Below are 13,501 nucleotides of genomic sequence, written 5' to 3' on the forward strand. Positions count from 1 at the left end.
ACAACGGCGCGATCCGCTCCCACTGCGTCTGGTTCAACTCGTAACGCTTGGCCGACATCAATAAGGCTCCGTCAATCAAACGGAGCCCTATGAATCAGACATCTCGGCGCCTGAGAATCCTGAATGTCGATTAGCCCTAGGCCTTGGGATAGCCGCCGACTTCCTGCTCGTCGTCGATCACCCGGCCCGTCCCGGCTTTCACCTCGCGGACGATCCGGCGGTCGACGGCGTCGCGGTCCCAGGGCCGCGCGCCGGCATTGGCCAGCACATAGGCCTCGACCTGGCTGGAGGGCAGCAGCTTCAGCCCTTCCGGCCAGAACGACGGCTTGGTCAGGTGCTTGATCTTGGGGAACGGGTCGGTGTTGAGGATCCGCACCGGTGGCATCTCGGTCCCGTCGGCATAGTGGGCCGGGTTGTCGAAGGCGTAGAGCTCCAAGTCCCCTTGCCCCTCGACGATCAGGAACGGCAGGTCCGGCCGGGTCGAGACCCCGCCCTTCACCACATTGCCGGCGATCGCCAGCTGGCCCACGCGCCACTGGTGGCCAACCCACTCGCTGGCGTTCAGGGCGTAGTGCATGCAGCGCGTGCCGGGATCGTAGACGAAGTTGTTGACCGTCACGGCCTCGACCCCGCCCTTGAACAGCTGGTTGCGCTCGCGGTTGTGGGCATAGAGGTTGCGGGCGATCAGCACGTCATAGGCGTTGTCGTGGATCAGGCTGCCTTTGGAGTGCTCGCCCTTGATGTGGCTGGCGTTCGACAGGCCCTCGGCGACGATGTTGTTGCTGAAGGTGATCCGGTGCGAAGTGCCGTCGCGCCACTTGGCCGGATCCTCGCCGCCGGTGAAGCGCGGACCCGAGGCCGACAGGTTCTCGTCGGTGGCCCAGCTGGTCGAGCAGTGGTCGACGATGACGTTGTAGGCCTTCCAGCAGGTGATGCCGTCGACCTCCCAGCCACTCTTGCTGGCCTCGCCATCGCGGCCGGCCCGAACGCGGATGTGGCGGACAATGACGTCGTGGCTCTCGATGGCCAGGCTGCCCTTGATCAGGGTGATGCCCGGCGACGGCGCGGTCTCGCCGGCGATAGTCAGGAAGGGCTCGGTGACCTTGATGCTGTGACGCGCCAGGTCGATCACCCCGCCGACGTCGAAGACGATCGTGCGTGGGCCCTTGACGGCGATGGCTTCGCGCAGGGAGCCGGGACCGCCACCGGCCAGGGTCTTGACCCGGATGACCTTGCCGCCGTCGCCGCCGGGCGTCTTGCTGGCCCAGCCCAGGCGTTCGAAGGGCGCCTTGCGGGGCGCGGCCATGACGAGGCCCGGCGTGGCCGCCAGGGCGGCGGCAAGCAGCGTGTCGCGTCGGGTGATCATCGAAACCCCTCCCTCTGTTCTTGTTTAAGCGCCGGTCGCCAGCCAGCTCACCGCATTGGCCAGCCAGCGCTGCTGGAATGGCCCCACCATGTCCGGCAGGCGATGGACAAGCACCCGCGCCTTGTCCTTGCGGACGGTGAAGCTGGCCGCGCCGTTCTTGCGGTCGTGGTCGCGGCTGTAGGCGGCGATGACCTCGATGCCGTCGCCGTCGATGAGCAGGCCATTCGAGGGCTGTCCTTCGACCTGATGCAGCACGCTCATGGCCATGTCGGCCGGCAGGCCGGCGAAGGTCGAGTGCGCGCGAACGAAGTTCCAGTTGCCCATCCATGGCGCCCGCAGACCGCCGACTTGGCCCGTGTAGCTGAACAGGCCGAGGCCCGAGAGCTGCTTGGCGACGCCGTCAGCCAGGCCGTCTTCCTGGACCATGGCCAGCAGCGGCACACCCGCCTTGGCGGCGGCCAGCACCTCGGGCGGCAGTTCGCCCAGGACCACAACTGGCTTCTCGCCCTTCTTGGGCTGAGCCTCGAGGCCGGTCTGTTCGCCGACCTGGCGGCGGATGATCTCGTCGGTCTTCAGGCCCGAGGCCACGATGCCGGCGTAACGGACGCCCGGCTTGAAGTCCTCGACCAACACATTGGGCAAGGCCGCGAGCTGCTCACGCAGGCTCTTGGCGATGCCCGAGACGCCGATCTTGATCGGCTTAACGGGCTTGGACGCGGCGGCCGTCACCCAGATCTCGCGATCCGACACCACGTCGCCGAACGCCACACGCAGGGTGTTTAGGCCCGCACGAGACAGGACCGGCGTGCGGAAGCTCTCGGCCAGCAGGTAGCTCAGCTGGTCCGGCGTCTGGGCCGGAACCGGCCAACGGCCCAGCTCCTTAACAGCGCCGCCCTCGCCCACGAGGCTCAGCACGACCTCGCCGGCCGCGGCCTGGCCGCTGTCATTGAAGAACCAGATGTCCAGCTCGGCGGTCTCGCCGGCGGCATAGGCCAGGCCGCGCGGCTTGGCGATCGCCATCACTGGCCGCAGGGCCTGGCTCATCAGGGTCGGATCGGCCTTGAAACCCCGCAGCGCGTCGACGATGCCCGAGTGGTTCTCGATCGAGGTGGTCTCCCACCCCGAGATCGCCGCCACGTCCACCGTCTCGCCCAGGCGGATGTTCTCCAGGTAGTTGCGCCAGGACTCGTAGACCTTGCGACCGACCGACAGCCACAGCTTCTCGGAGGTCGGGAACGCCGACTTGAAGCCCCAGCGCTCGATATAGCTGTTGGTCGCCGCGACGATGTCCTTGTGGTCCTGCAGGTCGTAGCTCTTGCCGCCCTTGCTGAGGATCTCGACGACCATGGCCTCGTGATTGTCGGCCGTGGCGCACCCTTGCATCTCGCCGAACTCGACGATGAAGGGCTTGCCCTTCTGCATGTGGATGTAGTCGTCCTTGGACTTGTAGAAGCGGTCGTACCACTGGTCGCCGGCGCCCTGGTGCTCGACCCACCAGCCGCCCCATTCCTCGACGTCCGAGCGGTAGTAGTGGTCGTTGTACGGCAGGTACATGGCCTGGGCCGCGCCACGCTTGACGAAGCCGTCGTTCAGGATGACCGCCCGGCTGGGGTCCAGGTCGTGCATGGCCTTCAGCACGATCTGCACATCGGGATTGGCCAGGTTCGCGCCGATCTCGTTCTGCAGGGTGTACTGCACCAGCGACGGCCGCGAGCGGAACGCCCGGACCATGGTCTTGCACTTCTCGAGCAGGAAATCGCGGCTGAAGGTGTCGGCTTCCGACAGCTTCTCGCCGGGCTTGAGGTCGCGGCCGATGGCGTGGCGACCGCCGCCGGGCTCCATGACCCGCAGCAGACCCATCTCGTCCATCGCGTCGAAGACCTCGGGCTTGCCGACATTGCGGTGGAAGTGCAGCGCGTTCAGGCCCAGGGCATGAGCCGAGGTGACCTCGCGCTTGGCCAGTTCGGGCGTCGGCCACAGGCCGTTGAAGCCCCAGTAGCCCCACGAGATCGCCGAATAGAGCCGCACGCGACGGCCGTTCAAACGCAGCAGCGCGTCGGTCCCAACGCCGTCGACGCCGAACCAGCGGAAGCCGAAACGGACCTCGCGCGTATCGACCGCGCCCTTGGCCTCGGCCCAGCGGAACCGCAGACGGTGCAGGAAGGGGGTCTTCAGGTCCCAGATCTGGGCGCTGGGAGCCGAGACCGTGAAGCGAACCCGCAGACGGTGCTCGTCGAGCGCCTCGACAGCCTCGACCGTGACGGCGGCCGCGACCGGCGCGCCCTTGTCGTCGGTCAGCTCGACGGCGGCCTTGCTCTTCAGCTTGTCCAGCCCCGCCTTGGGCAGCGGCTTGTCGAGCACGACCTCCATGAAGCCGGTGACCTGGCGGGCGTTCGGGGTGTTCAGCACCCAGGCGTCGTCGATCCTCGCCGCGCGCGGGTGGACGCTCAGGGTCAGGCCCCGGTCGAGACCGCCAAAGCCGTGCGAAGCGAAGAACTTCAGCTTGCCCCACATCATAGTCGTGGAGTCGCGCCAGTCGAAACGGCCGCCCGGATTGGTGATGCGGATCGACAGGCGGTTGGCCTCGCCGGGCTTCATGGCGTCGCTGAGATCGCAGTGGATCGGCAGCTCCGACATGATCGAGTAGCCAACCATCTGCTCGTTCAGGAACACCTCGGCCCGCATCCGCGCGCCGCGGATGTTCAGGAACACCCGCTGGTCCTTGGCCGAGGCCGGGATGTCGATCGTCCGGCTCCACCACGACACACCCTTGTAGGCGCCGTACTTCGGGACGTCGTCGTCCTCGGCGTAGCGATACTCGTCCGCGCCATAGGGCCGCGTGCCGAACGCGCCCCAGAAGTGCTGCTCCACCGTGGTCGGCAGCTGGACGGTGATCGCATCGCCCGAGGCCAGCGCGCCCCAGCCGCCGGTCGGCGCGTTCACCGGCAGCTTGGCCAGTTCGAACGTGCCCGGCAGGTGGATGACGTCGTCCTTCCAGGCCGCGCCCTGGTCGATCCAGAGCCGCCAGCCGTCGTCGGGGATGGCCGGCGAAGGCTCGGCGGCCAGGCTGGTCGTCGGCGTCAGGCCCGTGGCGGCGGCGACGCCCAGGCTGGTGGTCAGGAAGCTGCGGCGGTCGAGACGCATGGGATACTCGTGCTTAGGGGTTCCAGCCGTCCGGGCCGGCCAGGAATTTACGGCGATCCCAGGCCTTGGCCTGAGCGTCGGTCAGCTGATGGGTGCGCGGCTCGCGGGTCTTGGGGCTCGCCCCCGGACCGGTCGAGGCGTACTCGGCGAAATAGGCGGTGTTCAGCGTGTCGGTCTTGCCGGGCGTCCATTCGCGCCAGCCGGCAGGATCCAGCTGCGCCTCGATGCGCGAGCGCATGAAGATCACCGTGGCGAGCGGCCGCCAGGCGCGGCCGAAGAAGATGCCCTGGGCGTCCTTGTCGGCGGTGATGAGGGTGCGGTCGAAGACATAGGCGCTGTCCTGGTCGGGGCGCACCTTGCTCTGGGCCGTGATCATCACGCTTTGGTGGGCGATGCCGTGGATGTGGCAGCGGTCGAAGAAGGCCTTGGCGTCGCCGAAGATGAAGTCGACATGGCCCTCGACATAGCAGTCCTTGAAGTACTGACGGCTGGGCTTGTCCTTCTTGGAGGCGGCGTACAGCGTGTCCTGGGCGCCCAGCAGGCGCACCTTCTCCAGCACGGCGCGGTCGGCGGTGATGGCCAGGGCCACGGCCTGGGAGGGCTGCGGATCCTTCAGGTGGTAGTCGTTCTGGATCGTCAGGTTCTTGGCCCGGAAGCCATCACCCGAGACGTTCATCGTGAACGACTTGAAGGTGCCACCGGCGGTGCGGGCGCCGTCGCTCCAGACGATGACTACGTCCTGAGGCTTTGCGCCCTTGCCGACCAGGCGGACGTTGGGCTTGGCGATCGTCACCTTCTCCCGGTACTCGCCCGGTTGCAGTTGGATCGTGCCGCCGTCTACCGGCAGAGCTTCCACGGCGGCGGTCAGGGTCTTGTAGGCGGCCTTGGGCCCGACCCGCAGGGTCCCGGCGAAGGCGACATTGCTCAGCGCCGTCGCCAGCAGCAGGCCGAGGAACAGACGCTTGCCGATCATGCGCGCACCAAGGCGCCGTTGCGCACGACGAGGCGGGCGCTTTGGTTCTTTTTCAGCGCGACCTTAAGCGTCGAGCCGGCATGGACCACGGTGTGCTCGCCGTCGACCTTGGCGGTCAGCACGGCTTCGGTGAGCTTGCCGCCCGCCCAGCGGACATCGACGCCGACCGCGCCCCGCGCCCGCAAGCCGGTCATGTGACCCGTCGGCCAGGCCGACGGCAAGGCCGGCAGCAGATAGATGCGGTTGTTACGGCTCTGCAGGATCATCTCGGTCATGCCCGAGGTCCCGCCGAAATTGCCGTCGATCTGGAACGGCGGGTGGGCGTCGAACATGTTCGGATAGGTGCGCTCGGGACCCAGCAGCAGCTTCAGGATGCCGTGGGCATGATCCCCCTCACCCAGCCGCGACCACAGGTTCAGGCGCCAGGCGATGGCCCAGCCAGTCGACAGATCGCCGCGCGTGACCAGGGTTTGCTTGGCCGCCGCCGCCAGCTTGGGCGTGGTGTCGACCGAGATCTGGTCCGACGGGAACAGGCCGTACAGGTGCGAGACGTGACGGTGATGAATGTCGCTGGCGTCGGCGTCCCAGTCCTCCTGCCACTCCTGAAGCTGACCGTCCTTGCCGATCTTGTATGGCGCCAGCTTGTCGCGGGCGGTCTTGAGTTCGGTGACAAAGGCCTCGTCGGCGCCGAGGATGGCTTCGGCCTTCAGACAGTTCTCGAACAGGTCGCGGACGATCGCCTGGTCCATGGTCGGGCCGGCGGCCAGGGATGAACCGTGGCCGTGGTTGTTCTCCGGCGAGATCGACGGATTGGTGACCAGCACGCCGAACTTCGGATCGACCACCAGCGTGTCCAGGAAGAACCGCGCCGAGCCCTTCATCAACGGATAGACCCGCTCCAGATAGGCCTTGTCGCGATTGTAGTCGTAGTGGTCGTAGACGTGCTTGCAGAGCCAGGCGCCACCGGTCGGCCAGACGCCGAACTTGGCGCCGTCGATCGGGGCCGTCGCCCGCCACAGGTCGGTGTTGTGGTGGGTGACCCAGCCGCGCGCGCCGTACATGGTCTTGGCCATCCGCGCGCCGGTCTCGGAGATGTCCTTGACCAGCGCGATCAGCGGCTCGACCAGCTCGGGCAGGCTGGTCGGCTCGGCCGGCCAGTAGTTCATCTCGGTGTTGATGTTGATCGTGTACTTGCCGCCCCAGGGCGCGAACGTCTTGTCGTTCCAGATGCCTTGCAGGTTGGCCGGCTGGCTGCCCGGACGCGAGCAGGCGATCAGCAGGTAACGACCATACTGGTAGTACAGCGCCGCCAGCGACGGATCGTCGGTGGTCGGCGACTGCTTGATGCGTTCGTCGGTCGGCAGCAGGTCGGCGCGGGTGCGGCCAAAGTCGACGCCCAAGCGGCGGAACAGACCTCGATGGTCGGCCTGGTGCTCGGTCAGCATCTTGGCCCACGGCTTGGTCGAAAGCTTGCCCAGCGTCGCCTTGTTCAGCGCCGTCGGATCGCCCGAGACGTCGTCGTAGTGGCGATAGCTGGTGGCCGCCGCGATCAGCAGCAGCACCTCGTCGGCGTCCTTCACTGACAGCACGCCGCCCTGCCCGCTCACCTTGCCGCCCTTGGCGCGCACGTCGACGCGGCACTCGAATTTCAGCTTGGCGTCGATGCCTTGCGAGGGTTCGTTGATCCCGGCCAGGACAAGCTGCACGCCCTCGACCGACGAGGCCGGCTTGGACTTCAGCGGACTGGCGAAGGATAGGTCGACGCTGATCGCGCCTTTGTTGCTGGCGGTCAGGCGCACGGCGATGACGCCGTCCGGCGCGCTGCCGATCACCTCGCGGACGTAGCGCACCCCGCCGGCCGTGAAGCTGGTCGTGGCGATCGCGCCGTCGATGTCGAGATCGCGGACATAGTCGCTCCCCGCCTCGGAGAGGCCCGGGAAGTCCAGCTTCAGGTCGCCGATCGTCTGGTACGACATCTGGCGCTTGGGCAGGCCCATGAACTTGGCGTCGGCCAGTTCGGTGGCCTTGGCGTACTCACCGGCGTTAATGAGCTTGCGGATCTCCGGCAGCGCCCCGTTGGCCTCGGGATTGATCGGCTCGTAGGGGCCGCCGGCCCACAGCGTGTCCTCGTTCAGCTGCAGCCGCTCGGCCGCGACGCCACCGAAGATCATCGCGCCCAGCTTGCCCGAGCCGACCGGCAGCGCCTCGACCCATTCCTTGGCCGGCTGGCGGTACCAGAGGCGCAACGGTCCGGTCTTGGCCTGAGCGCGCGCCGGTGCTGCGCTCAGGGCCGAGGCGGCGCCGAGGACGGCGAACGTGGAGCGGCGGGTCAGGGTCATGAGAAGCCTACTGGATCAGGTAGCGGCGCAGAGCCGGCACGGATTTCGCCAGCTCGTCGGTGACGATCGCCGAGAAGTAGTCGGCGCCCACGACGCCCAGGTGGGTGTAGTCGAACGATAGCTTGGCCTGGCCCATCGGCTCGACCGCGGCGTTGTTCTGGGCGGCGGGCGGCGCGCCCGGAGCCACCGGAACGCCAGTGCTGGCGGCGATGGTCGTACCGGTCTTGGTCGCGGCGTCCAGCACCTCGGCCGAGGGCGGACGCTGGGCGAACTTCATGGCCTCGACCGGACCCATGGCCTGGACGGCGGCTTGGCTGCGAGCATGCAGGTCGACCACCGGCGTGTTGGTCTCGGCGGCGACCTTGCGGACCGCCTCAGCCCAGGGACCCAGGTCATCGAGCAGCTTGCCGTCCTTGAACGAACGACGGGTCAGCGGCGTAACCAGAATCGGCTTGCCGCCGGCCGCACGCACCTCGTCGACATAACGCTGCATGTTGACCGGAAACTCGGTAGCGAGGTCCGTCGAGCGGCCCGGCTTGCCCGGCTGGTCGTTGTGGCCGAACTGGATCAGCACATAGGTGTCGGTGAAGCCGCCCGACTTGATCTCGTCCATGGCCAGCGCCCACGAGCCTTCGGCGCGGTAGTTGCCGCTGGAGCGGCCGCCGCGCGCCAGGTTGATGCAGGCTGCGAACGAGGTCACGTGCCAGCCGCAGAAGCTTGGGCCCCATCCGCCCAGCACGGCGGTCGTGGAATCCCCGACCAGCACGATCTTGATGGCCCGGAACTTCGGCGGCGCAACCTCAGCGGTTTGCGCGTGCGCGGCCAGCGGCGTCAGCGCCAGGGCGGCGGCCAGGGTCAGGGCCTTCAAACGCATGGGTTACTCCGAAGAAGATGAGCGGCGTCGGGGATGAAGGACCGACGCCGCCCCAGTTGGCACCTCGGGAGGAGGTGGTCTCGAACGCCTAGGTCCGGCCGACAAAAAGCTGTCGATCCGAGCGCTTGGAGGCGGTGATTTCGGGAGGCTTGGCGAGGGAATCGCCGACGCCCGTGCAGCGCGCGGCGCGCGGTGGCGTTGACATCGTTTCCTCCCCAATTGGCGGCCATCGAGGGCCGTCCTTCACCGGATCTCTGTCACCGGTGTCATCGAGATAAGCATGCCAACACAGCTGGAAAAAGCAAAAAGTTACCGGTAACTTACAGAAATATCGGGGCTTTCCTTGCGTCCGCGAAACCAGATTTGAACAACGTTTCATGCCCGGCGATCCGCACAAAAAAGTTCCGGATTTGTCTGATTTGTCCGGCGCGCCATTGATCGGCGCGACGTTCCCCCGCATCGTCGCCGGCAACAAGGATACCGAGAACAGTTGGGGAGTGCCGGTGTCCAGGGCGGGGCGTCCGAAGCGTCGAATCGTTAGGGTAAAGGTTTGGCGTGATTACCCGGCCTGCCTGGTCGTGCGCGCCCGATGAGCGGCCGTCCTTTGCTCGGCTCAGCGGCGGCCTTGGCCGCGCTGCTGGCCAGTGCTCCGGCCCTCGCCGCACAACGTCCAAGCGCCTTTGCTTTTGACCAGGCCGAACAGCCGCTGGCCCGCGCGCTGCTGGCCGTGTCCGAGCGCGCCGGCGTCGTCGTCCTAGCCCCTGCTCCGCTGATCGCCGGCCGTCCGGCGCCGGCCCTGCGCGGAACCATGTCGCTGCAGGCGGCGCTGGCGACCCTGCTGGCCGGATCGCGCCTGACTTTTGTGATCGGCGCCGACGGGGTGGTGACGATCATCCCCCTGTCGCAGGGTGTCCGCCCGACAAAACGCGCCCTGCCGCCCGTCCCCGTCGCCCCGCGCCGGTTCGACGAGCCGCCGGCCGAGGTCGCGCCGGTCAGCGTCACGGCGATCGCCAATGCCGATCTGCCCGGCTATCTGAAGCGCCGCACGCCCTCACCCATCGATATCCTGACCGAGGACGAGATCGCCCGCTCCGGCGCGCTCAGCCTGGGCGACGCCCTGCGCGAACTGCCCGGCGCGGCGGCGGTCAGCGACGGTGGCGAGACCCGCCAGATCGCCCTGCGCGGCACGGCCAGCCGCTTCACCCGCGTGCGCATCAACGGCATGGAGACCCTGGCGACGTTCGGCGGCTCCAATGTCGGCGGTGGCACCAACCGCGGTCGCTCGTTCGACTACAACGTCTTCGCCGCCGACCTCTTCCGCCAGATCCGGGTGCAGAAAACGGCCACCGCAGATGTCGACGAAGGCTCGCTGGGCGCCACGGTCGACATCCGCACGCGCTCGGCCTTCGACCTGCGCGACAAGAGCGTCCTGCTGTATGGCGAGCAGACCTGGAACAGCCGCGCCGACCGCCTAGCGCCGCGCGGCTCGATCGTGCTGTCGCGCCGGCTGGCCGACGACCGTCTGGGCCTGCTGGTCTCGGCCGCCTATTCGCGCCGCTACGCCGTCGACGCCGGCAGCACGGCCGGCGGCTGGCAGACCGGCGACGCACTCTCTCCCGGCTTCGGCGCGACCACGGGCGGCGCCAGCCTGGCGCAGGTCAACGCCGCCCTGCACGCCCGCATCCCACGCCTTGAGCTGATGACCGCCGACCAGTCGCGCCTGGGCCTGACCGCGGCGCTGGACTGGCGCCCCTCGGACAGAACCCGCGTTTCGCTGGACCTGCTGTACGCGACCCTGCGCGCCAAGCGGCACGAGTACCTTCTGGAGAGCTTCACCTTCCGCACCGCCGGCCCCTGCGGCCCGGCCGCGCCGCCGACCTGCGGGCTGAACGCGGTGACCGCGATCAATCCGGTGATCCGCACGGGCGACGGCCCCGCGGTGTTGCTGGCCGGGACCTTCGACGACGTCGACGTGAAGTCCGAGGCCCGCTACGACGAGCTCGACACCATCTTCCGGCAGGCGACCCTGTCGGCCGCGCACCAGCTGTCCGGCGGCATTGAAGCCACGGCGCTCCTAGGCTTTTCGCGCTCGGACTTCAGCAATCCGGTGCAGAACACCCTGCATCTGGACCAGTACGGCGTGAACGGCTTCGCCTACGACTTCCGCGACGCCCGCAACCCCTATGTGGGCTATGGTGACGCCGTGCTGGACCGCGCCTCGGCCTGGACGTTGTCGGAGTTCCGCGACGATCCCAACTGGGTCGACAACAGCTACAAGACCGCCGGGCTGGACCTGAAGGGCGCGGCCCGCGGCCTGGAATGGCGCGCGGGCGTCCTGCACAAGGACTACCGGACGGAGTCCGTCAGCCTCTCGCGCTCCAACGGCACAACCGCCAATCTGAACAGCCTGGTCCCGGCCGCCCTCGCCGCCATTCCGGTCGCCGACTTTGTGCGCATGGTCGGCGCGGACGCGTCGTTCGGCGCGGTGAACCCGCCTGGCCAATGGCTGGCGCCGGACATCTTCCGAGGCCTGGCCCTGCTGCGCCAGGCCTGCGCCCAGACCGGCTGCGACGCCTTCCGCCTGGGACCCGAGCCCAGCGCGGCCACCAATTATGCGATCGGCGAACGCGACGACGCCGCCTATCTGCTGCTGTCGCGCCCGCGCGAGGACGGGCGCCCGCTGTGGGGCGATGTCGGCCTGCGCCTGGCCCGGACGGCGCAGGACGCGCGCGGCTCGCAGGTCCAGGCCGACGGAACGCTGAAGCCGGTGCGCGCCAAGCGCAGCTATGTCGATGTCCTGCCGTCGGCGAACCTGGTCTGGGAGCCGGCCGACGACCTGACCGTGCGGATGGGCGCGGCCAGGGTGATGGTCCGCCCCGACCTGCGCAGCCTGCGCCCCGGTTTCACCATCTCGACGCCTAGCCTCAAGAGCGTCTCGGCCGGCGATCCCGAGCTGACGCCCACCCGCGCCACGACCCTGGACCTGGGTGCGGAGTGGTATGCACCGAACGGCGGGGCGGTCACGGTGTCGGCCTATCACAAGGCCATCGCCTCGGTGGTCCAGCAGACCTACAGCCCGCCGGCGCCGTTCTCGACCAATCCCTACGGCCTGCCCGACAGCGTGGCGGCCGAGGCTTGCGGCAGCACGCCGGGCTGCGATCCTGCCCTGCCCATCTGGCAGTTCGTCCGACCGACCAATACCGGCAAGGGCCGGCTGAGCGGCGTGGAGATCTCGGCGATCACGCCACTGGGCGCCGCCGGCTCGCGCCTGGCGCATTGGCGCGTGCAGGGCTCGCTGGCCTATACGCGGTCCAAGGTCCTCTACCGCATGCCCAGCGGCGCGATGGAGACGGTCGAGGACTCGCTGGGCGGGCCGCGCCTGGTGGGCAATCTGGCGCTGAACTATGACGGCCGCCGCCTGGACGCCCGCGCCGGCGTCAGCCATCGCGGACGCTATCTAGGCGCGGTGCCTGCCGTGACCGGCGGGGACGCCGAAGGCTTCTCGGCCCTGACCACGGTCGACGTCTCGGTGCGCTACAAGATCTCGCCGCAGCTGACCCTGGCGGCGGATTTCGCCAACCTGACAGACGCGGTGGCGCGCCAGTTCATTGATCGCAGCCAGATCGCCAATTACCAGCACCGTACGGGGCGGGACTTCCGGCTGGGGCTGCGCTACCGCTATCGTTAGGGCTGGGCGTCCAGAGCGAAGATCTGGCGCATCGGCAGCCACTTCTCGCCTTCACCAGCGCCGGGCAGCGGCTGCTGGAATTCCCACATCAGCCGTTCCCACGCCTGGATGTCTTCCGACGCCATATCGGCGGCGGCCTTGGCCTCGGCCGAGAAGTTCGGGCCGGTCTCCATGATCATGAAGAGGCGCGTACCCAGCCGCCAGATCTGCATGTCCAGAATGTCGGCCGCGCGGATCGAGGCTATGACCGCCGGCGGCACGGCGCCGGGCGCATGCCAGGCCTCGTAGCGGTCGATCAACTCCGGGTCGTTCTTGAGGTCCAGAGCCAGGCAATGGCGCATGTCAGTTGATCCAGCCGCCGTCGATGATGTGGATCTGGCCGGTCGTGAACGCCGACTCGTCGCTGGCCAGGTACAGGGCCAGCTGCGCCAGCTCTTCCGGCTTGCCCAGGCGGCCCATCGGCTGGCGAGCGGTGAAGGCCTTGCAGGCGGCGTCATAGTCGCCGGTGTCGGCCAGCCGCTGGTTCAGAGACGGGGTGTCGACCGTGCCGGGGCAGATGGCGTTACAGCGGATCCCCTGCCCCACGAAGTCGGCGGCCACGGCCTTGGTCAGGCCGATCACGGCCGCCTTGGTGGCCCCATAAGCGAAGCGGCCCGGCACGCCTTTGATCGAGCTGGCCACCGACGACATGTTGACGATCGAGCCCTTGCTGGCCTCCAGCATGGCCGGCAGGAAGGCGCGAATCGTGCGGTACTGGGCGGTGACATTGATGTCGTTCGAGAACGCCCAGGCCTTCTCGTCGCAATCCAAGATCGTGCCGGAATGAACATAGCCGGCGCAGTTGAACAGCACGTCGATCGCACCCAACTCGGCGGCCAGGGCGTTGATGGCGTCCAGGTCCAGAACATCGAGGCGGCGGCCTTCGCAGCCCTCGACCTTGGCCAGCAGCTCTTCATTGAGATCGGTCGCGATGACCCGCGCGCCTTCGCGGGCGAACAGCTCGGCGCTGGCCTTGCCGATGCCCTGCGCTGCCGCCGTCACCAGCGCGGTCTTACCGGTCAGTCGTCCCATGGGTAGGTCCCCTTAACTCACGCGCCGCAGCGGCGGATGCTGCAGG

8 protein-coding genes are annotated in these 13,501 nt (G+C 68.1%); 1 reads left to right on the forward strand and 7 read right to left on the reverse strand.

The annotated features are described in order from the left end of the window. Positions 1-136: 136 nt before the first annotated feature. Genes AC1RR5_RS26485 through AC1RR5_RS26505 form a run of 5 tightly spaced genes read right to left on the reverse strand, consistent with a single transcriptional unit; the run spans position 137 to position 8,696 of the window. A complete protein-coding gene (locus AC1RR5_RS26485) occupies positions 137-1,366 on the reverse strand; it encodes a pectate lyase family protein (protein ID WP_492926730.1) in 1,230 nt (409 codons plus the stop codon). Between the two features lie 24 nt (positions 1,367-1,390). Continuing rightward, entirely contained in the window at positions 1,391-4,510 is a 3,120-nt protein-coding gene (locus AC1RR5_RS26490; RefSeq protein WP_492926732.1) for a sugar-binding domain-containing protein, read from the reverse strand. 13 nt (positions 4,511-4,523) lie between these two features. Continuing rightward, positions 4,524-5,483: a pectinesterase family protein gene (locus AC1RR5_RS26495; protein WP_492926733.1), complete on the reverse strand. Its 960-nt coding sequence runs from the start codon at positions 5,481-5,483 to the stop codon at positions 4,524-4,526. Beyond that, entirely contained in the window at positions 5,480-7,822 is a 2,343-nt protein-coding gene (locus tag AC1RR5_RS26500) for a glycoside hydrolase family 95 protein (protein ID WP_492926735.1), read from the reverse strand. Before AC1RR5_RS26500 ends, AC1RR5_RS26495 begins: the two co-directional genes overlap by 4 nt. Before the next feature lie 7 nt (positions 7,823-7,829). Then, on the reverse strand, positions 7,830-8,696 hold the full coding sequence (locus AC1RR5_RS26505) for a rhamnogalacturonan acetylesterase (protein WP_492926737.1): 867 nt from the start codon (positions 8,694-8,696) through the stop codon (positions 7,830-7,832). A gap of 589 nt (positions 8,697-9,285) precedes the next feature. Between AC1RR5_RS26505 and AC1RR5_RS26510 the strand changes: the two genes are divergently transcribed. Continuing rightward, positions 9,286-12,384 carry a TonB-dependent receptor gene (locus tag AC1RR5_RS26510; RefSeq protein WP_492926739.1) on the forward strand — a complete coding sequence of 1,033 codons (3,099 nt, stop codon included), beginning with the start codon at positions 9,286-9,288 and terminating at the stop codon, positions 12,382-12,384. Here AC1RR5_RS26510 and AC1RR5_RS26515 read toward each other — a convergent pair. Beyond that, positions 12,381-12,725, reverse strand: coding sequence for an L-rhamnose mutarotase (locus AC1RR5_RS26515; protein ID WP_492926741.1), 345 nt, complete (start codon positions 12,723-12,725; stop codon positions 12,381-12,383). The genes AC1RR5_RS26510 and AC1RR5_RS26515 overlap by 4 nt on opposite strands. Before the next feature lies 1 nt (position 12,726). After that, on the reverse strand, positions 12,727-13,455 hold the full coding sequence (locus AC1RR5_RS26520) for an SDR family oxidoreductase (RefSeq protein ID WP_492926743.1): 729 nt from the start codon (positions 13,453-13,455) through the stop codon (positions 12,727-12,729). Positions 13,456-13,501 lie beyond the last annotated feature (46 nt).

The sequence above is a fragment of the Caulobacter sp. GW821-FHT11E11 genome (genome assembly GCF_058808315.1).

Coding starts and splice junctions, on each gene's coding strand:
- AC1RR5_RS26485 (WP_492926730.1), bottom strand. CDS start 1,366: ATGATCACCCGACGCGACACGCTGCTTGCCGCCGCCCTGGCGGCCACG.
- AC1RR5_RS26490 (WP_492926732.1), bottom strand. CDS start 4,510: ATGCGTCTCGACCGCCGCAGCTTCCTGACCACCAGCCTGGGCGTCGCC.
- AC1RR5_RS26495 (WP_492926733.1), bottom strand. CDS start 5,483: ATGATCGGCAAGCGTCTGTTCCTCGGCCTGCTGCTGGCGACGGCGCTG.
- AC1RR5_RS26500 (WP_492926735.1), bottom strand. CDS start 7,822: ATGACCCTGACCCGCCGCTCCACGTTCGCCGTCCTCGGCGCCGCCTCG.
- AC1RR5_RS26505 (WP_492926737.1), bottom strand. CDS start 8,696: ATGCGTTTGAAGGCCCTGACCCTGGCCGCCGCCCTGGCGCTGACGCCG.
- AC1RR5_RS26510 (WP_492926739.1), top strand. CDS start 9,286: ATGAGCGGCCGTCCTTTGCTCGGCTCAGCGGCGGCCTTGGCCGCGCTG.
- AC1RR5_RS26515 (WP_492926741.1), bottom strand. CDS start 12,725: ATGCGCCATTGCCTGGCTCTGGACCTCAAGAACGACCCGGAGTTGATC.
- AC1RR5_RS26520 (WP_492926743.1), bottom strand. CDS start 13,455: ATGGGACGACTGACCGGTAAGACCGCGCTGGTGACGGCGGCAGCGCAG.